Here is a 19,585-nt window from a genome sequence, read left to right as displayed (position 1 = left end):
CGCGGCGGCGTTTGGCCTTTTCGTATCTTGAGGGCTTATTTCAACGACTCTCCCGTGCCGCCGAATTGGCGCAGGTCGATCAGGTAAAAGTGCCTCATGGGATTTTTGCAGCAGTCAAAGCCGATGGTTCCACCGAACAAAAACCCCCAGCCGCTGCTGTGCCATGTGAAAACATTGCCACGCACGCCGTCTGGGAGCTTAACGCGCGTGTAAGCCATATCGCGAGTGTCCAGGACGTACATGTCGGACTGAATTTTCATATCCTTGTCTACTTCCTGATACATGGCTATATACGGACCCAGCGAACTGATATACACGCGACCATGATCGTCGTGATCGCCGTCCCTCAGCGCGTTCGGCAACCCCCCTAACCCTTCAAAGATATGCGTGTCGATATTCCACCGAAATAGAGTGTAGTTTCGCTCGTTAATCACGTAGATCCATCGGCCAATGCGCACCGTCGGGCTCTCAGAGAACATGCCGCCTGGGGAATGATTAAGCACCCTCCAGGCCCGACCTGATACCGACCACTCAACCGTGTGTCGGTCGTGGATGAGGATTACCGCGTCGGTGGACGGATCGTAAAGCCCCTGGGTCGCAGTACGATAGGAGCGCAGCAATGTAGGTAGCTTTGGCTGCTCTGGGCGTGACCACCTCTTAGTCTTTGGGTCTAACCTCATCATGGGGGCCAAACCGGAACAGGCATCCTTCGGGCCGTAATAGACACCGGGTCCGATCCATAACACATTGCGCTTGGTGTCCCAAGCCTGTACTACCTCATCGGTATGTCTCGGTTGCTGTTCATTCGGAGTGCAGTAGGGAACAACGCGCTCCCATTTATCAGAGAAAATGTCGTAGGCAAATGTATCCTGGCGACCGCTTTGTGGCCAATGATCGGCAAATCCCCAGTCGCCACTCACAACATACAGCCGTCTATCGCCGGTCGTCGCCTCCGTAAAACGCATGTGCTTTGCCACGTTGACCGGCGATACCCGATTGCTTACTGGAGGGATGTCTCGAACAATAACTTTCGGCTGTGTTGTACCCATCGCCGTAGCGGCTGTGCTGCTGATAGAATTGCTGCTATTGGGCTTGGCCGTCGATTTTTTTGGGGGCGTTGGTATTCGCTCACCGGTCGGCGAGGTCGAGATTACGCTGGGTGGCGGCAATGATACGGTGTCAGTTTCAGGGGCGCGCGGCGCACTCTCGCGGCGGGCAGAAAAATTCGCAATAGCGCCCGGCGGCGGTAGCGAAACCCTGTCGGTTTTGGCCGGGGGCGGGGTGCTCACGTTATCGGTAGAAATACCTGGATCACTGCCGTACCGAGGCAGTGAGTAAGCGGTGGTATTCGCTAACGGTGGGACGGGGGGCGGTGGTGCCTTCTTCGCTACGCTGCCTGGCCCTTGCGCAAAGCGCATGCACCATACGTGGCCGCTCGTCCCATCGCGATACAGACCGCCTCGGTAGCAATGAAACCCTGTTTTCGGATCGTACGCGCCATTGGGCATCTTGACGGCCGGCATCTTCGCCTCGTCCGTGCGATCTCGCCACGGACCCTGTGAGTCCACGTTCCATGTCATTACCGTATTTGAGGGCGTAAATTTGTTCTTGCCTCCGCCGTATACAACGATGTCATGGGTGGACTGATCATAAGTAATCTGCGGCATACGCCGGGCGTAAGGGGCATCGGGCAGTCTGTGCCATGAATGGGAAATCAGGTTGAACCGATAGAATGAGTTCGTATCGACCATTTTCCCGCTTGCCTTGCAGATCCCACCATAGAAATAGACCCAGTCTCCGAGGGCAATCGCTGAGTTGCGAGCACGCAAGCAGTTTGGTGTGCCCGCAACGTCTCTCAGTTCCTTCGTGCGGAAGGTTCCATTGCCATTGGGACGCACTTCAACCATTTGCCGTTTAGTGTTCCCGCTCGATTCACCGTTGAATATTAATCCGATATTTCGTTTCTTGCTCCAGGCAGACGCGGCGTTAAAGGTCTGATAATTACCCCACCCTATAATGCCTTCGCCAATGTTCGAGCTTGGACCGCGATGGGTCCACTTTTTTTTGCTGTAATCGAAAAAACCCCAATTGTAGGGCTTATCTTTTAAGTACGCTCCACCAGTGATGAAAATGCCGTGGCCAGGTATTCCCAGGGATAGCTGATTGTCCCTGCTGTTAATTCCGTCCCCATCAATTTCATTCGCTCCGCTTTCCGTGTCTTCTTGAAAAAAGACAAACTTCTCCGTCTTTGGGTAAAAACACCGCACGGAGTTGTCAGGGTTTCCGGAGGAGACGTGGCCTTGCAGATAAACGATGCAGCCGTCCACGTCATCGTAATGAGCGCTTGTCCAGCCCGCACCATAACGTGCGGGATCTTGGAAAGGTCCTTTTGTCTGAATACTCGCGCTGGCCTCGCTAGCCATGGCCAGGAAAAAAACAGTCATCAAGGCAGCCCTAAAGAATTGCATATCGGCGCTCCAGCTCTTGCCAAAACAGAGGGCTTCCTTGGAACACCCCGAAGGTTCTATGAGCGATTTCGCTGCGCGATCCCTTAAGCAATTGTTCCTGACTCCAGCCTTTGGGCACATACGTCGGTGAAGTGCTTCTGTTTGCCTGAGTCGCAAACGAGGTATCAGTTGAATACTCTAACCGAATCATCGCCTGCGAAACAGGCCGTTGCGCGTTGCTCCGGTGGTTTTTTCGCACTGCTAAGCTAATTTTGTCTGCGAGTGTTGCCAGGAGCCGCGCCACCGTAAATGCTTGACGCTATAATTGGCACAAGCGGTGATCGGACGGTTGCTAGCTGACCCGTTCACCATGCGAGTGATGCAAATCCGTCGATTCAATTTAAACGTTTAGGAAGTAAGGCATTATGGAGCTATGGAAGCGTTGGGTTCGAACTCCTTTCGGAACTCACAGAGGCTTTATTCGCCTCTGCCTGGCATGGTTCGAACTGGCGGTGGGTCGGTTGGAGCGTTTTAGTAACACGGATCTTGCATGCGTGAAGAGGCTCGTTTTTGTCTGCCTTGGTAACGTCTGCCGCAGTGCCTATGCAGAGGCCGTTGTGCGGCGAAAGGGCGTTCAGGGGCTTTCGTTTGGTCTCTCGGCATCGACAGGCATGTGTGCGAATGTGGATGCGATCTCCACCGCGCACACGCGGGGATATGATCTTGGCGAGCATCGCTCCACGGATCAGAGCGATTTCAATATCGAGGAGGGAGACCTTCTGCTTGTGATGGAAGTCCGTCAAGCTCGGCGCATCGAACCCGTGGCGCGCGCGGCGGGTGCTCAGGTTGTTCTTCTGGGCCTATGGGCGACACCGCGGCGGCCTCACATTCACGATCCTGCGGGACTGTCGCTGGAATATTTTAATACCTGCTTTCGCGTTGTAGAGTCTGCCGTTGATAATCTGGTCGCGGCGTGGCAACGGGCACGGCCCTCGTGGGCGGCGAGAGCAGGTGATTCAGCCGAAGTAACGCGCTCCCCCAGCGAACCGGCGGGTGACTACCCTTCGAACTGAGAGCCAGCTGTCCATAATGAACGGGCGCGGATCATCAAAGGAGAAAACATAATAATACGTCCTCGGAACGAGGTAGCGGACCAGAAATAGCAGCCACTCGTGCGGCCAACTCGGCCGCAGCATTTTGTCTTGAATCATTTCAGGATGGAAGGTAACCCGAAGAAGTCGCTTAAGTTCGGGGACTATTGATCGACAGCGAACCGCAGGGGTATACGGGCGCATCTCCGGTACCTGCCCGAATGCGGCTATCGCGAGCGTGAGCCAGACGAAATGGGCGCCGGCATGGTGTGCCAAGGGCAGGCTTCCCCAGAAGCGCCCGTTGACTTCCATGAGCATTGCTTTTTGCGTCTCCGGGTCATAGCGGTACTCGACCATGGCCGGTCCGCTCCAGCCAAGCAGCCTGAGTAACGCCTCCGACTTCGCCATCATCTCATTGTGCGCTTCTATCGGCAGACTCTCGCATACGGCGGATGCGCCACCTTCCGGCGGCCATTCCGCGATCCGACGATGCTGGAAGCGCAGCACCGTCTTCCCTTCGTGCAGGAAAAGCATCTGCCCCACCCCGTATCCGGGGCAATATTCCTGGATCAAAGGAAGTTCGCCGATTATCTCGAATTTACCAAGATATTCGATTAACTCGTCCGGATCGTAAGCGTACCGGTATTTCTGCAGCGTCTTGCCCGATTTACCCAAACGACGCACGACTCGATGCGGGTTGCGCCACTTGATTACCACTGGAAACCGCAGCTGCGGCTTGATTTTCTCGAAATCGTTTAGATTATCTAAGGCCCAAGATTGTGGTGTGATGATTCCGACGGATCGGGCGGCCGCAAGGGTTGTTTGCTTGTCCAGAACTTTGGCGAATTCATCGGCTTCCGGAATCAGTGGAGTGATGCCGATAAGCTCGTCCCGTCGTCGATTGATCAGAAGGATGTCCGACTCTCCCACGGCCAGCAGCCAAGTTGTGCCAGTCTGTCGAGCCAGCGTGTTGATTTGCTGAATGATGCCATCTTCTGTTTCGCTGCGGATGTGTCCAGTAGCCAAATACCGTGAATAAAGGCCGACTCCGGTAGCATCGGAAGCGATACCGTGCACGGTGACTCCATGCTTACAAAGTTCGCGAATGACGGTCAGCCCAATTTGTGTGTCAATGCCTAGCACGAGGGTGCGTAACTCGCATGAGTGTGATGAGTCTGCGGACTTCATGAGTCGACGACTCACCTATACGCCTTTGAACAGAATGCGTCGCTGAACCTGCTCTAAAGTTCTTAGCGCCGTTTGAAATCGTGAAGTGACGGGCAGTGGCGGCTGAGAGGCGCTCTCGCTGGGCGATGTCGATCCAAAAGTGGAGACGTTGAATCGGTCGCTATTGCGTTCGAGAAAACGGCACAACCGTCGAAATCTGTTGACTACTATTGGATCTGGACGGGTCTTGTCCGGCGTAAGCAGCTCGAAATTGTGTAGCACGATGACAACCGTTTTCCATTGATGATCGGCGGCATACGTCAGAACGTATTCTATTTCCTTTGAGGAAATTGCTGTAAGGGCTAGGGGGCGGATGTTTCTGCGACTTCCGTCATGAAAAGTGGTCACTGGGTAAAGGTAGACGCTGTCGCAGCGCGTGGGTTGTGACAGTAGACGATGCGGCTCAACGTCCGCTGTACCGGCCAGGGATGCGGCATTGTAGCTTGTATCGATGGTTATTCCCGATTTTTGCAAGGCGCGAAGGGTATTACGGTCAAACGCATAGCTTCCCGCACGAAAGGCTTTGGCTCTCGGGGCACCCGCCTCGTGGAGTCGCGCAATGCTCATTTGCAATATTTTGGCCTGTTCATCCTCGGAGAAGTCGCAAATACGGGCAGTTTTTTCCCGGACCCTAGGCAAAATAGCTGGCTTTGCTTCGTCTAGCCATTCAGTATGAGCGTGTAATTGAATATCCTGATGTCTTTCAAGAATCAAGCCAATGATTTCTTCCAGAGCCGGCAGTCCGAACCGAAATGAGAAGAGCGGTTCGACGAAAAAGGTGGCGGCTAGGCCATGGTCCTGAAACGTATCCAGGATCATGGGTATGGAAAAGTTACCTCGGGAGGTTGGCCCGTATACATACCGCCTGAAAGCATCAGGAAACGACTCTTCGAGTCGCGACCAGCTCTCACACCAGATTTCGGTATCAATTGTTAGAAATACTTCCGTGCGGGCGGAGTCACTCATTCTGGGACGCAATGCTTAAACCATCCATACAATCTACAGCATTCAATGTGCCATGAGTTCGCGGTGTACGACGCTGGTGCTTAATGTGTAAAGTCCCGTCTGATTCTTTAGTTTTCTGACAAACAACTCTGAGTGCACAGTACGCCAAGAGTGCAATGCCTGCAACGGGGTCTGGTGTTTCAGTGCGCGTTGCGGCAAGTGCTCGTTGTACAGCAATTCCCGGTGATTGTCATAAGCATTTTATAATCAGTAGGCTATATACCTAAATCCGTGACGGCCGAACGTGCGGCAGTGCAACAAAGCAGTCTACGCTGGACTCCGCGCCCTCCATTAGACCGGAACCGGTCGTCTGCCACGGTTTGAGACCTGACCCTTACCCATAAGTTCGCTGACATCAGGGCGGACGTTGGCGGGCCGTGAGGATCCGAGTCAGCTCCCGGTACATCACCGTAAGGTCATCGAGTCGCTGCAGGCTACGCCAGATGGTCTGGGTGCCGGGCTCGCCGTCGCCCTTACGCCCGAGAAAGCCGCCGAGCTGAGCAACCAAGCGCATAGCCTCGCGCAAGGTGGGCTCATCGCCGGGCTGGGGGTCGGCCTTAGCCCATCTTTAACGCTCTCTGCCTGATTTCGGGCTGATTTGGGCGTGTATGCGAAGAGAAGTTATTGATTCGTATAGTGGCGAGGGTGGCGCGCTGGATGTAGTGCCATAATATTTGTTGTTATCCCTTGTGCGGAGCGCCCGCCCACGCTAGCCTCGCGGGCATGTTCATCCGCCGCACCCAGACCCGCAGCACGGCCACCGGCGAGTCGTATGTCACGTATCGTCTGGTGCGCTCCGAGCGGCGCGCCGGTAAGGTCCGCCAGCGCACCCTGTTGAACCTGGGGCGGCACTTCCCAGTGGCGCAGGCACACTGGTCGGCGTTGTGTGCGCGCATCGAGCAACGGCTCAGCGGCCAGGCGGCGCTGTTCGACGAGGAGGGGAAGGGCCTCCCGCTCGCCGTCGAGCGCCAGGCCGAGCGTATTGCGGCGCGGCTGCTCGCCGAGCAGGGCGGTACGCCGGCACCGGCCGATGCTGGCGGTGTACCCGGCGGTGGGGGTGACGTGCAGTCGGTGGACGTGGACTCGCTCTCACTGGTGCGCCCGCGCTCGGTGGGCGTCGAGCAGCTCGCCCTGTGGGCGCTGCGCCAGGCGGGCTTGGAGGAGCAGCTCCAAGCGCTGGGGCTGACCGGCCCGCAACGTGCGGCGGCGCTGGGGCTGATCGTTGCCCGCATGGCCGCCCCGGGCTCGGAGCGGGCGACGTATCAGTGGCTCGCCCGGCGCAGCGGCCTCGGCGAGCTGCTGGAGGTGGACTTCGAGGCGATGAGCCCGATGCAGCTCTACCGTACCTCCGATATCCTGCTGCGCCACCGCGCGGCCCTCGAAGGGCATCTGTTCGCCCGGGTGAGCGATCTGTTCGCGCTCGCCCCGACAATCACGCTCTACGATCTGACCAACACTTACTTCGAGGGCGAGGCACCGGTCAATCCGGCCGCGCGCCACGGCCACTCCAAGGAGCGGCGCAGCGACTGCCCGCTGCTCACCCTGGCGCTGGTGCTCGATGCCTGCGGCTTTGTGCGCCGCTCGCGGGTCTTCGCTGGCAATGCGGCCGAGGCGCAGACCCTCCAGGGGTATGCTCACCGGCCTCGCGGCGCCCGCCGGCGCGCTTGTGGTCATGGACCGCGGGGTGGCCACCGAGGCCAACCTCGCCTGGCTGGCCGAGCAGGGCTACCGCTATCTGGTGGTCAGCGCGAGCGCCGCCGCGCGGTCGATTTTAAAGAGGCCATCACCCTCGACAACGCCGGCGGGCAGGCCGTGGAGCTACTCAAAGTGCCCTCGGCTGATGGCCAGGAGGTGCGCCTGTATTGTCGCTCCGAGGGCCGCGTGCGCAAGGAGCAAGCGATCGCCGGGCGCCTGATGGACCGCTTCGAGGCTGGGCTCGACAAGCTTGCGACCGGACTCAGCCGGCGGGGCACCACCAAGCGCATCGACAAGCTCTGGGAGCGCATCGGGCGGCTCAAGGAGAAAAGCCGCGGCCTCGGCCAGCACTACCACATTGAAGTGATCGCCGGTGACAGCGGCGAGCGCGCCCGTGCGATCCACTGGCAGCGCCTGCCCGTGAAAGGCTCTCTGGTCACCGAGCCGGGCGTCTATTGCCTGCGCAGCAACGAGACCGGCTGGGACGAGAAGACAATGTGGCGCACCTACATCATGCTCACCGACCTTGAGGCGGTCTTCCGAAGCCTGAAATCGGAGCTCGGCCTGCGCCCGATCTTCCATCACAAGGAAGAGCGCGCCGAGGGGCACCTGTTCATCACCGTGCTCGCCTATCAGTTCGTCCAGCTCATCCGCCACTGCCTCGCCGCCCACGGCATCTGCGAGCGTTGGAGCACGCTACGCGATACCCTCGCCGGCCAGTGCCGGGTCACCGCCACGTTCAACCGCGGCGATGGCCGCACCCTGCACGTGCGCAAGGCCACCCGCGCCGAGCCCGATCAGGCGCGAATCTATCAGGCCCTCGGGGCCGATCCCGCCCCGGGCGGCGTGCAGAAAACAATCGTGTGAGCCCGCTGATTTATAAAATGAACGTAATGTAGTGCCACTCGCCGCCGCGGCCGATCTTAACTCTCTGAGTATCGCGAAGTTATTTTTGGGGACGTTAAACTTGGGTTAGCGCCGGTGCGGATCAGCAGCGCCTTCCACTCATCGTCCTCGAAGTACACGCTGGCCGAGGCGTTGGCCTACTCGCAACCCTGCTTGGTCAGATGGAAGACCCGCCAGGCGACCACCAGATCGATCGCAAGACAGCTCTCCAGGCGCTGCGCACTGCCAAGCTGGCGTATCTTCGATGCGGCAGCCGGATTTGAGCGTGCGGTGGTAAACCTCGATCTGCCAGCGCGTGGCGTACCAGTCAAGCCGCTCGCAGGCATCGGCGAAGATCTCGGTGGCCACCGTGGTCAGCAGCGTCCAGGCGAGCGGCTTGACGCCAGACGGTGGGTCGATCTCGGTGGCGCGCACGGCATAGAGCGCCACATCGGGCCGCGTGTGCTTCTCGCGCGGTGGTTTGAGGGTTACCGAGGCATAGCGTACGGCCAGGCGCGCTACGCGCGGCCACTTTGCCACGGCGCGGGATGGCGAGCTCGCGCACGCCGGCGCCGCCCTGGGCATCGAGGTGGGCCACCAGCCGCCGCCCCTGGCCGACGGCGAGGCCGCAGTTGTGCTTGACACGCACCAGCACATCGGCAGCACCCAGCCGCTTTGCGGCGAGCAGCAGCTCGTAGAGGTCACCCTCGCGGTCGGCGAGGCTGACCACGCGCGGACCCTGGCACTGCTGCTGGAGCGCGGTGGCCGCGGCATGGCTGTCCAACCACTTGCCGCTTTCCTTCTCATCGAGGCGGCGGGTATCGCCGCCCCGATGGCGCTGGCCGAGGGTCTCGGGATCGCGCGTGCCCAGCACTGCACGTCGATCAACCCCAGCGGCGCGCCCTGCGGGGTGAAGGCCATCGTATCGTGGACGATCAGCCCCTGGGCCTGCACGCGCGTGGTGCCAATCGGCCCCAGATCCTCGGTGGCCGGATGCGCGGTGTAGTTAAGACTCGTGGTGTCCTGCACGGCGAGCACCACGCCCTGCCTCCGGCAACGCCCGGCGGTGGCTTGGTGGTGGGAGCTCAGTAGCGCCTGCATGGTGACCTTCGGGTTGTCGAAGAACCGATAGGCCGCCTTGGCCTTCGCCCGGCTGCCACAGGCCTGCGGCAGCGGCACGGTGGATGCGCCGGCGAAGTCCCGGTTCATGGTGATCGCCCGCTCGCGCAGGCGCCGATCCCAGGGTAGCGCATGGGCGAACGCGTGGCGCGCCCAGTCATCGACACCGGGCGCAATCGTCGGTGTCTGTGCCACACCGAGCCGTCGGCGCCAGTCCCGGCACAGCGGATAGACATAGATCGCCTTGATCGAGCGCGCACGAGCATGCTCGGTATCATTGCGCCCGCGCCCACGGGTGTCACCGACATACTGCCAGTTCGCCGCCCGATAACACCCACCGCGGTGGCGGCAACGGTCGATGAAGGTCTCCACCAGCACCGGTGCCTCGCCGTAGCGGGCCTGCCAGTCGCCAGGCAATCGGCGCAGGCAGCGCCCGAGCACATGCGAGGCAAGCTGCGGGATGCGCAACGTGGGGCGGATGAGAAAACGGCTGTTGCACACAATGCGCCCCAGCTGCGTACGGCGTGCCGGCTCGTCCCAGCCGATTAACCGATCCCGCGCGGCGAGTCGCCAGGCCGCGGCACTGAAGGCCAGCGCACCAATCTCGCCAAAGTGCTCGCTCTCTACCAAATAGCACAGCCGTGCGCCCACCAACGGTCCGGCCCCGAGGAAACGCTCGGCGGTCATCAGCGCCTGCCAGCGCCGCGCCGGCTCGGAATCCACTACCGGTACGCACTCGATGCGCCCGAGATCGGCCAGCGTGACGCTCGGCTCGCCGGGTACGACGCCAACACCCAGACCGGCGCCGAGGGTGCGCCACCGCGCGCCGTGTACTCGCCCAACGCTGTACCTGTCCACGACCATGGCCGCAGACTACCCGAGCGCGACGGCAATATTCAGCCAGGATGTGGGATAATGTCAGGTTTGAGACGTCTATCCCCGGTTTGCTGCGCTCATAGCAACCGCAATTCGTCCATTGCAGGCGGAGCGGCGCGAGCGAATCCCTGCCGACAACGGTTAGCATCGGTCAGAACCCCTCCGAGCGTTATTGGTTACCGACTTATGGGGCACCGGCCCATTGCCGGTGCAGACACGTCGGGTAGCGAGGTGACGTTACCGTCACCCCGCCCCCTGAGAACCGAGCGTGCGACTTTCACCGCACTCGGCTCAAGCCTCGATAAGGCACCGCGAAGCACCCGGCGATTTGTTGAAGTGTGGCGACGGCGGGTCACGTTGACAACCAATGTGCTAGGTATGGGGTTGGCTTACCTTGCCGGACATAGCGTCGCCGGAAGTAAGCGGCCCAATCCGGATCATAGGGATTGGCTTGGCCCCGAATTTTCACATGGCGTCGGATCGGAATGCTCGCCATCTGAAAGAGCGTGTCCGATCCATCGGTAAACACCCAGTCGCGTCCATCCCTGTGGGCGAAGTAACGATCTTTGATCCATCGTTGACCTTTCTGGGGATGCCGCCGTTTGGCCCAATTCCATGTCATGCGCCAGATCGCGTGATCGATGTCGCTGAAGACTTGCTTGCTCACGACATGCCGATAGTAGCTGCCCCAGCCCCGGATGATGGGGTTGAGCCGGCGGATCAAGGCGTCCTGGGGCAGCGAACCGCCCGCTTTGATGATCGCCCGGATCTTTCCTTTCACGGCCGCGATACTGGTCTTGGACGGTTTGATGAGCAGTTTTCCGTGGTATTTTCGGAAGTTGAAGCCAAGGAAGTCGAACCCCACGTCGATGTGGACGATACGGGTCTTTTCCTCGGACAACTCCAGGTCTCGTTCCTTAAGGAACTGCACCACCAGGGGTTTGACTTCTTCTTCCAGGAGCACACGAGATGCCCCGGTGACGACGAAGTCATCGCAGTAGCGGATCAGATTGACCTTATGGCGCCTTTTGAAACGCGCCAGCAGAAGTCGCTCTAGTGTCGCATCACTCGTAAAGCGTCGTATGTGCTTATGGTGTGATAGGCTGTTTTTCCGTCTGAACAGACGGAGAGAGACCCTTGGTCAAGAAATACAAAGTGACGTTACAGGCGGAGGAGAGGCAGTCGCTCGAGGCGATGACGCAGAAGGGCTCGCATCAATCTCGGAAGGTCATCAACGCATTGATCTTGCTGAACTGCGATGAAGGCGAATTCAATCAGCGGCGCTTGCGGGGCGAGGATGTGGCCGAGGTGCTGAAGGTCAGCCTGCGCAGATTCGATCGGGTCAAAAAACGATTTGTCGAAGAGGGACTGGAGACGGCTTTGGGCGGTCGGCCGCGCCAGCGGCAGTACGAGCGCAAGGCCGACGGTGATCTGGAAGCGCGCCTGGTCGCGCTGAGTTGTAGTGAGCCGCCGAAGGGTTACTCTCAGTGGTCGCTTCGGTTACTCGCCGATCGTGCTGTCGAACTCGAGTACGTCGACAGCCTATCCTACGAGACGGTCCGTCGGGTTTTAAAAAAACGAAATCAAACCCTGGCGGCGGATCGGTTGGGTGATTCCACCGGGGGGCAGCGCCGAGTTTGTCGCCGCGATGGAGCGGGTTTTGGACGTGTATCGACGCCCTTACGATGGTGCGAATCCGGTTGTGTGCATGGACGAGACGCCGCGACAGCTCATCCGAGAGACACGCTCGCCGCTCCTACCCGGCCCTGGGCGTGTGCAACGCCATGACTATGAGTATGAGCGATGCGGTGTGTGCAACGTGTTCATGGCCACTGAACCGTTGGCCGGAACCCGGATGACCAAGGTGACGGATCGCAAGACGAAGATCGACTGGGCGCAGTTCCTTCAGGACATTGCCGAGCGTTACACTGATGCCGAGCGGATCACGCTGATCATGGACAACTTGAATACCCACAGACCGGGAGCGCTATACGAAGCCTTTCCCCCGGATCAGGCCAAAGCCCTCTGGGACCGTTTTGAGTTCGTCTACACACCGAAGCACGGCAGTTGGCTCAATGTCGCCGAAATCGAGCTCAATGTGATGATCAGCCAATGCCTGAATCGACGAATCGACACCATTGCGCAGTTGCGCGAGCAGATCTCAGCCTGGCAGGCGCATCGCGATCAACTCCAGGCGAAGGTGAACTGGCAGTTCACCGCGCAAGACGCACGCATCAAACTGAAGCGCCTTTATCCGACCTTTAATGAGTGACATGACACTAGTCCATCCAGCGCCCTATTGGCCGCCGTCGGAGAGATGATGCCGCCTTGCGGCGTTCCGCCCGTGATGGGATGAAACACCCCTCGTTCCATGAACCCGACCTTGAGCCACGCCCGCAGTTTTCCCTTGTGAGTAGGGACATGATCGAGGAGCCAGTCGTGGGGAAGCTCGTCGAAGCAGCCCCGGATATCCCCTTCCAGAATCCATTCGGCGCTGTGCCGTCGGCACAGTGAGAGAAAGCACCCTGCCATGGCATCCTGTGTGGAGCGTTCCTTGCGAAAGCCATGAGAGCAGGTATCGGCCAAGTGTTCCGCCACCGGATCCAATGCCAGCAGTTCCAGGGCTTGTTCGGCCCGGTCCGCTTGGGTGGGGATGCCTAACGGCCTGCGTTTGCCATTCTTCTTGGGAACATAGCTCCGTCTGAGCGGTTGTGGCACATAGTCCTTCGCATTCAACCGTTGGGCTTGTCGCCATCGGGCCTCGGGGGTGTCGAGCACAACGCCATCGACCCCCGCGGTCCGTTTGCCCCGGTTGGAGCACACCCGCTTGACCGCCAATAGCTTGGCGGCGAACGAGTTGACCAGCAGGCGTTGCAGCGACCGCACGCGGTGCCACTGACCTGCCTTGATCGCCTTCACGATCCGGGCTTGTAATCGGCTGACATGACGATTTATTCTGGTCCAATCGATGGTTGACCAGAGTGCCGCCGCATCCTGCGGGCCTTCAATGACGCCCAGGGCGTTCATCGTCCAAGTAACCTCACGGGTTGAGCCTTTCCGTACCTTTTTTCGTGATCCAAGACCCGTCGGAAGTCAGCCCCCTTTCGAGGTAGGGCAAAGCTGGAACCCTTATCCGATCCGTTACAGACCGGCCTTCGCTTGTTCCGACATCCTCTACCCCCTCGCCCATCGGTGCACCCTTGCGGGTGACTTTCCACCATCCTTGTGGGAGCGATTGGGCTTATCACGTTCCACACGCGTACCATCCTGAAGGGGTTAGGCTCCACCTGTGCGCCGGCAGCGCGGCATCTGCGCGGGGTGACCATCCGACACCCCGGCTTGGCTGCCTACCTTTTGGTCCATGCCTGACAGCCTCTTTTGGCATGTTGTAAGTAACGACGCCTCAACAGTGGTTCACCTGTGTTGGCCATACCCTTCAACCCCAGCTCCCGACCGCCCTGAGGCTGGCAGTCACAACGTCCCCTCGCGGTTCAGTTGCCCGCGTATCAGGCGGAGGCCACAGTGTCCCGGACGCTTCGCACCCCGGGATTACTCCCGACGCATGGCCCGGTAGGGTACCGGTGGCAGAACACCGGATCTCATACTCCTTGATAAATACGCGTGCGACTTCGTGTCGCACGAATAGCACTTAGTTAAGCTTTTTTTGGATGCCTTTTTCTCTGATTTCTTCCCTTGCGGCATGTCGTGGTTTAGTCAGCAGGGGAAAAGGTTTCGGCCTTCGTTTTACCGCACGCGGCTCGATGCGCCCGGGGCGGTTTCCCACGCGCTGCTGAGCCAGCAATGACAATAGCGTACGCAGTTGCCCATCGTCCGCTGTGTCGAGCTGCTGGGCTGATATCAGCCACAGCTGGAGGCAGTGTTTGAAGCTGATGGTTCGTGGTGCAATGTCCGCCAACCGGGCCGATTGCACCATCATCAGGCGGATCAGGTTGTAGGCGAGCAGATACACCCAGATTTCCTTCCTGGTCATATCGGGCGTTTTGCAGCTCAGGACATCCATACCCAGGGTTTCCTTGATGTGGCGAATGTCCAGCTCCACGTGCCAGCGGCTCTGGTAAAGGGCTTTCAACGCCCCTTTCGGAGCCGTGTTTGGACACCGCAAGGTGGTGACCAGGAGCTTACCACCCGCCTTGAGTTCACGCAGTGTCAAGGTGGCCGGCGCGGCGGCATACTCGGTTTCGCTCATCCACTGCGGGCGCTTTTTTGGTTTGTGGATGACGATCACATGGTCGCGCGGCCCCAGGTGCTGTCCATGGCGGAAGTCGGTGGAGCGTTTTCTCGAACCGTGCTGCTCCATGAGAATATCAACGCCCTTGGCCTGCATCGCCGCAATGAAGAAATAGGTGGCAAAGAAGGCATCCCCTATGAGGATATCGCCGGGAGCGAAACTCTCCTGCATCGATCGCAACAAGGTCTGCTCATTACCGCCTTTGCCCTGAAAACGCCCGATCGCAGCATTGAGCAGCGCACCGCTGGCCAGGTAGGTGATTCCCACCAGCCGGCCGATCGGAAAGCCCAATCCGGGTGATTGGCCACGCTGCCTGGCCAGGCAGTAGCCTCCGGTGTGGGTGCTGCCGGTAGCAAGCCCTCCCGCCAGGCGCTCGACGGCGGCTTGATTGACAATATTCTGGCAGGAGCGATCCGCGGTTAGGGCTTGCGCAAGAAACAGCGAGAGTGCTCTTGTCGGCGGATACAGACGCTTTCGGTGTCCCCGTGGCAACCCCTGTTCAACCCTATCGAGCAGCGCCTCGCTGGTGAGTAGCTTGAAGAAGCTATAGCTGCCGCAGTTGGCACGATGGGCGTTGATGCGGTTGCGTTGCCAAGGGGCGGTAGTAGGGGTAGCCTGCATGAAGATCGGCTACCGGTGGTAGGGGTGAGCCTGGCGATTTGCCATCTACCACTGGACCGGTCTTTTTTATAAATAGTTCAATTGCTTGTGCTTAACTAAGGTAACTTCTCATTAACCCCTGGCACAGAAGTGTCAAAAAGGGGTTCCGGGGGCTGGACATACTTCGCCGATCGTGCGTGACTGCGAAGCATGAGCACGAGCGGTTCTCGCAAGCTTCCTCAGATCAGCGACTTTCCGCCGCAGGAGGTCACCCCGGCGGTCCTGCTGCTACTGGAGATCTGCTATCAGCTGCATGAGGAGAACCAGGCGCTGCGCGATGAGATCGCGCGCTTGAAAGGCGGCAACCCGAAGCCGCCGATTAAGCCCTCGAAGCTGGAGAGCGCGGAACAAGATGCCGAGAGGCACAAGGACAAACGCCGAGGTAAGCACAAACGCAGCAAGACCCAGCGCCTCGAGATCCACGATGAGATCGTGGTCGCGCCCGTGCCGGCACCGCCTGCGGGCAGCCGGTTCAAGGGCTACGATGAGTTCACCGTCCAGGATCTGCACATCGGCGCACACAACACCCGCTATCGGCTCGAACGTTGGGTGACGCCACAGGGCGAGATGCTGCGTGGGCCGCTGCCGGTGCAGCTCGGTGGCGGACACTTCGGGCCGCGGCTGCGCGCGTTCATCCTCTATCAGTACCACCACGCCCACGTCACCCAGCCGCTGCTGCGCGAGCAGCTCGGCGAATGGGGCATCGAGATTTCCGCCGGCTAGCTCAATTGGCTCATCACCGAGCCGCACGCGGCCTTTCACACCGAGAAGGAGGCGCTGCTGCGCGTCGCCCTGCAATGCAGCAAGTTCGTCCATGTCGACGACACCGGCGCCCGTCACCAGGGTCGCAACAGCTTCTGCACCCACATCGGCAATGAGCTGTTCGCCTTCTTCGCGAGCACGGCCTCCAAGAGCCGTATCAACTTCCTCGAGCTGCTGCGTGCCGGCGACGAACGTTACCTTATCAACGATAAGGCGCATGCTTACATGCGTGACCAAGGGCTGCCACAAGCCCCGTTGGCGAGGCTCGCGGCGCTCGAGCCGAGTGCGATCGAGGATTACGCCGCGTGGCAGGCCACGCTCAAGCGCCTTGGGATCAGCAACGAACGCCATGTGCGCATCGTCACCGAGGGCGCGCTGCTCGGCACGGTGATCGCCACCGGGATCAACCCCGAGCGGGTCATCGTCAGCGACGACGCCGGACAGTTCAATGTCCTGACTCACGCGCTGTGCTGGATCCATGTTGAGCGCGGCATCCAGAAACTGCTCGGCTTCAACGCCGATCAGCGCGCCGCACTCGCCTGGGCACGTAGCGAGCCCTGGACGATCTATCAGGCGCTCAAAGCCTATAAGGCCGAGTCGAACGCCGCGGCACGTGGTGCGATCGAGGCCCGGTTCGAGGCGCTGTGCACCACCAAGACCTGCTTCGAGAGTCTTAACCGCGCGCTCGAGCGCTTGCATAACAGTGGTGCCGAGTTGCTGCGCGCCCTCGATAGCCCCGAGCTCGCGCTGCACAACAATCTCGCCGAGCGCGACATCCGCGAGTACGTCAAAAGGCGTAAGATCAGCGGCTCGACCCGCAGCGCCGCCGGCCGGCGCTGCCGCGATACCCTCGCCAGTCTCAAAAAGACCTGCCGCAAGCATGGCCTCTCGTTCTGGGCCTATCTGCTCGACCGGCTCGCCGGCGCCAGCACAATCCCGTGGCTGCCGAGCGCGATCTTCGGCGCACACAGCGAGCCTGCTGCGATCAACTACGCACATCCCTCGGCCGGCCCCTGAAGCCGTGCGCTTGCCCAGCCGCGTTACGGTTATCGGTCCGCGCGCCTAGAGACCTTCGTCGAGCGGCCGCGCTTGCGCGGCACCGCCGAGCAAGCCGCGAACTGGCATCGAGTCGGTGGGACCCCAGGATCAGGGCAAGCTCGACGTCCATCAAATGCCAAGACTAAATACCTAAGAAAGCCGTCTGGGTCTATCCCCTACGGCGCGAGTTCCGGTGCATCATGTGCGCAGTGGAGCTCAGTACCTAAGCGTCGGCACGCCCGGGGTTAATGAGAAGTTACTAACTCGACCAGCGTAAGCCACCGCCTATGGCGGTGTGACTAACGTGTGCCTGGCATGACGCACAGGCCGGCGTTCCAGGGGCAACCTGGGACAAGAGGGTCCGCCGTTACCGGACGGAAGGACGACGCCGACAAGGCAAGGGCATGACCGGAAACGGAGTGTCTGAAGGAAGCATGAGGCAGAACCCGTGTACGTAGCGAACAGCGAACCGGCTATATGGTGTTGGGGATGAGGTCGAGCCGACGTGACTAGGCGAGGCCTGATATCCGGAGAACTGAACCGACATGAAGCCGGACGGGATACGGGGAGGTGGTGCGTCTTACCCAGGGAAGCCCTCCTGTCCTGTCGTTGATGTTGCCAGAGACGGCAGAAAACCGAATCGACGAGGAGGCCCCGAAGCGAGGAGGGGCAGAGGGTGGCAGATCCGCGGGCAGTACCGAAGACTCAGGGCCGATGAAGCATTGGTAACGGTGTGGAGGGCAAAACCCTGGAGACCAGGCAGAGGGGGATGAACATGCTAGTAACAATCAGTATGCCGCCGCCTGGCTATCCCGAGGGCGTCATCGGGATAGGGGAAGCCGTGGACGAAAGGCAGCGGTGATCGCACTGAGGAGCCGATTTAGAGCTGTGACGGAGCAGGACCAGAAAACGACAAGGGGCGGCCGAATCGCGCAGCGATACCCGGGTGCGAACGCACCGGGGTCAAACAGGCAGTCCGGTCCCGGCGAAAAGCCCCCGCCCGCCCGGCAATCCTCGGTGTCAGGGCAGATCACGGAGGAAGCGAGGTGAAAGTCAGCGACGTGCTGGTGAAGGTCTGTGAACCGGGACGCCTGCAGGCGGCATGGCAACAGGTCAGAGTAAATGCCGGAGCAGCGGGGATCGACCGGATGACGGTAGAGGAATTTGCGCAACGGGAAGCACACTTCCTGGCGCTGATTCATGACAAGCTCAAGTCAGGGAGCTACCGCTTCCAACCGGCCAGGCGGGTACTGATACCCAAACCTGGGATCTTCAAGAAGCGGAAGCTGGGCATTCCGGTGGTGATGGATCGGGTGGTGGGCACCAGTATGCACAGCGTACTGGAAGAGATTTTCGATTCGGAATTCACCGAGTCCAATTTCGGCTTCCGCCGGGGCAGAAGCCAGCATCAGGCCATACGGCATCTACAGAGGCTGGCGAAAGAGGGGAGAGACTGGGCGGTAGCGGTCGATCTCGAATCGTTTTTTTGACGAGATTCCCCATGGGCGCATCCTGCAACTGATCCGCCGCAAGGTGGCTGATGAGCAATTTGTGACCTTGCTGGCCCGCCTCTTGAAAGCAGGCGTTGTGGTGAAAGGGGTGTTTGAAAAGACGACCAAAGGTTGTCCGCAAGGCTCACCGCTCTCGCCGATACTGTCCAACATTGTCTTGAACGAGTTGGACCACCCACTGGAGGCGAGAAACCTCGGGTACTGCCGCTGGGCGGACGATTTCGTGATCGTCGTGCGATCGCATAGAGCCGCGCAGCGGGTCATGGAGATAACGGTCGCCTACCTGGAAGGCGGGCTTGGAGTGAAGGTGAGCCGGGACAAGAGCCAGGTGGCCCCGATCAAGGATGTGATCTTTCTGGGGTTTCAACTCCTCCGGGGTAGGATCCGAGTCAGTACCCAGGCCCAAGGGCGATTCAAAGCGCGCGTGCGGGAGATGACGCGCCGGAACAACCCGCTCCCGATGTACCAAGTGATCCACGAGCTGAACAAATACTTGCGAGGCTGGGTAGGATATTTCGGGATTCAGGAGTTCAAATATCTGTTTCGCAACCTTGATGCCTGGATTCGAAGCCGGTTGAGGTCGACGCAGCTGAAGAAATGGAAGAAGCCCGGAAAGTTCCAACGGGTCATGATCAGGGCGGGTTTCGACCCGAAAGAGGCGAACCGTGTCTGGATCAAGATGAACCGATGGCAATCGGTAATGCGACCGCCGGTGCGGTTTGTGCTGGACCTGGGCTGGTTCAGGCAGCAGGGATTAGTTTTCCTGCATGACTTTACAACGGCTTTCTCCCGAGCCTGATGGGCTCGATTGCTGATCGAAGAGCGGTATACCTGGCCGGTACGTGCCGTTCCGTAGGGAGGGGGTAGCCTACGGGCTATCTCCTACCAGATTTTAAGTGCCATTCGGTGCAGACACTGAAAACAGGCGAGCGCTCGGCAGTGGGCGCCGAAGACGAGAAAGCGCTGCCGAGCGTGCTGGCTCACCGCGGCGGCGAGTAGCATCAGCTCTTGGATGACCGT

At 59.8% G+C, this 19,585-nt stretch carries 13 protein-coding genes and 2 pseudogenes; 7 read left to right on the top strand and 8 right to left on the bottom strand.

Translation table 11 applies throughout. The features are described from left to right. Window positions 1-35: 35 nt before the first annotated feature. Window positions 36-2,444: a kelch repeat-containing protein gene (locus NB231_RS07955; RefSeq protein ID WP_198007260.1), complete on the bottom strand. Its 2,409-nt coding sequence runs from the start codon at window positions 2,442-2,444 to the stop codon at window positions 36-38. 428 nt (window positions 2,445-2,872) lie between these two features. Between NB231_RS07955 and NB231_RS20260 the strand changes: the two genes are divergently transcribed. After that, entirely contained in the window at window positions 2,873-3,520 is a 648-nt protein-coding gene (locus NB231_RS20260) for an arsenate reductase/protein-tyrosine-phosphatase family protein (RefSeq protein WP_084766273.1), read from the top strand. Here NB231_RS20260 and NB231_RS07950 read toward each other — a convergent pair. The 3 genes and pseudogenes from NB231_RS07950 to NB231_RS17620 all read right to left on the bottom strand — a co-directional run. Then, complete coding sequence (locus NB231_RS07950; protein ID WP_050756074.1) at window positions 3,464-4,615, bottom strand: carboxylate--amine ligase; 1,152 nt, start codon at window positions 4,613-4,615, stop codon at window positions 3,464-3,466. The genes NB231_RS20260 and NB231_RS07950 overlap by 57 nt on opposite strands. Window positions 4,616-4,741: 126 nt before the next feature. Beyond that, window positions 4,742-5,584 carry a polysaccharide deacetylase family protein gene (locus NB231_RS07945; RefSeq protein ID WP_005001448.1) on the bottom strand — a complete coding sequence of 281 codons (843 nt, stop codon included), beginning with the start codon at window positions 5,582-5,584 and terminating at the stop codon, window positions 4,742-4,744. 598 nt (window positions 5,585-6,182) lie between these two features. Beyond that, a pseudogene (locus NB231_RS17620) lies at window positions 6,183-6,311 on the bottom strand (IS4 family transposase); the annotation flags it as partial. 182 nt (window positions 6,312-6,493) lie between these two features. On the opposite strand from NB231_RS17620, the pseudogene NB231_RS19550 reads away from it, so the two are divergent. Continuing rightward, a pseudogene (locus tag NB231_RS19550) lies at window positions 6,494-8,332 on the top strand (IS1634 family transposase). A 138-nt stretch (window positions 8,333-8,470) separates the two neighbouring features. On the opposite strand, the gene NB231_RS16805 reads toward NB231_RS19550, so the two are convergent. Next, window positions 8,471-10,333, bottom strand: coding sequence for an IS4/Tn5 family transposase DNA-binding protein (locus NB231_RS16805; RefSeq protein ID WP_005001444.1), 1,863 nt, complete (start codon window positions 10,331-10,333; stop codon window positions 8,471-8,473). Between the two features lie 364 nt (window positions 10,334-10,697). Then, window positions 10,698-11,387 carry a group II intron maturase-specific domain-containing protein gene (locus tag NB231_RS07930; protein WP_269593433.1) on the bottom strand — a complete coding sequence of 230 codons (690 nt, stop codon included), beginning with the start codon at window positions 11,385-11,387 and terminating at the stop codon, window positions 10,698-10,700. A gap of 152 nt (window positions 11,388-11,539) precedes the next feature. Between NB231_RS07930 and NB231_RS17615 the strand changes: the two genes are divergently transcribed. Then, a protein-coding gene (locus tag NB231_RS17615) for an IS630 family transposase (protein WP_232210525.1) occupies window positions 11,540-12,617 on the top strand; the annotation gives its coding sequence in 2 pieces (ribosomal slippage) (window positions 11,540-11,919 and window positions 11,918-12,617; 1,080 coding nt in all). On the opposite strand, the gene NB231_RS07915 is transcribed toward NB231_RS17615, so the two are convergent. Both NB231_RS07915 and NB231_RS07910 read right to left on the bottom strand, forming a co-directional pair. Further along, window positions 12,596-13,372 carry a reverse transcriptase N-terminal domain-containing protein gene (locus NB231_RS07915; RefSeq protein ID WP_005001420.1) on the bottom strand — a complete coding sequence of 259 codons (777 nt, stop codon included), beginning with the start codon at window positions 13,370-13,372 and terminating at the stop codon, window positions 12,596-12,598. The two genes, NB231_RS17615 and NB231_RS07915, sit on opposite strands and share 22 nt — an antisense overlap. Window positions 13,373-13,994: 622 nt before the next feature. Further along, window positions 13,995-15,215, bottom strand: coding sequence for an IS4 family transposase (locus NB231_RS07910; protein WP_005001418.1), 1,221 nt, complete (start codon window positions 15,213-15,215; stop codon window positions 13,995-13,997). Between the two features lie 189 nt (window positions 15,216-15,404). On the opposite strand from NB231_RS07910, the gene NB231_RS17610 reads away from it, so the two are divergent. From NB231_RS17610 to NB231_RS16795, 4 genes are all read left to right on the top strand, one after another. Further along, window positions 15,405-15,977 (top strand): hypothetical protein, encoded by a 573-nt coding sequence (locus tag NB231_RS17610; RefSeq protein ID WP_005001416.1) that lies wholly within the window; start codon window positions 15,405-15,407, stop codon window positions 15,975-15,977. Window positions 15,978-16,241: 264 nt separating this feature from the next. After that, a complete protein-coding gene (locus NB231_RS17605) occupies window positions 16,242-17,033 on the top strand; it encodes an IS66 family transposase (protein WP_005001415.1) in 792 nt (263 codons plus the stop codon). Window positions 17,034-18,100: 1,067 nt separating this feature from the next. Then, window positions 18,101-18,544, top strand: a complete 444-nt coding sequence (locus NB231_RS16800) for a reverse transcriptase domain-containing protein (RefSeq protein WP_005001410.1) — start codon at window positions 18,101-18,103, stop codon at window positions 18,542-18,544. 43 nt (window positions 18,545-18,587) lie between these two features. Further along, a complete protein-coding gene (locus NB231_RS16795) occupies window positions 18,588-19,364 on the top strand; it encodes a group II intron maturase-specific domain-containing protein (protein WP_005001408.1) in 777 nt (258 codons plus the stop codon). The last annotated feature ends 221 nt before the right edge of the window (window positions 19,365-19,585 follow it).

The organism is Nitrococcus mobilis Nb-231 (assembly GCF_000153205.1).
GTDB lineage: Bacteria > Pseudomonadota > Gammaproteobacteria > Nitrococcales > Nitrococcaceae > Nitrococcus > Nitrococcus mobilis.
The sequence above is the reverse complement of the archived record's forward strand: the minus strand, read 5'-3'. Positions and strand labels throughout refer to the sequence as shown.

Bases quoted from the DNA above. Each gene is read 5' to 3' on its own strand.
- NB231_RS07955 (WP_198007260.1), bottom strand. From the start codon at position 2,444: ATGACTGTTTTTTTCCTGGCCATGGCTAGCGAGGCCAGCGCGAGTATT.
- NB231_RS20260 (WP_084766273.1), top strand. From the start codon at position 2,873: ATGGAGCTATGGAAGCGTTGGGTTCGAACTCCTTTCGGAACTCACAGA.
- NB231_RS16805 (WP_005001444.1), bottom strand. From the start codon at position 10,333: ATGGTCGTGGACAGGTACAGCGTTGGGCGAGTACACGGCGCGCGGTGG.
- NB231_RS07945 (WP_005001448.1), bottom strand. From the start codon at position 5,584: ATGATCCTGGATACGTTTCAGGACCATGGCCTAGCCGCCACCTTTTTC.
- NB231_RS07910 (WP_005001418.1), bottom strand. From the start codon at position 15,215: ATGCAGGCTACCCCTACTACCGCCCCTTGGCAACGCAACCGCATCAAC.
- NB231_RS07915 (WP_005001420.1), bottom strand. From the start codon at position 13,372: ATGAACGCCCTGGGCGTCATTGAAGGCCCGCAGGATGCGGCGGCACTC.
- NB231_RS17605 (WP_005001415.1), top strand. From the start codon at position 16,242: ATGCGTGACCAAGGGCTGCCACAAGCCCCGTTGGCGAGGCTCGCGGCG.
- NB231_RS17610 (WP_005001416.1), top strand. From the start codon at position 15,405: ATGAGCACGAGCGGTTCTCGCAAGCTTCCTCAGATCAGCGACTTTCCG.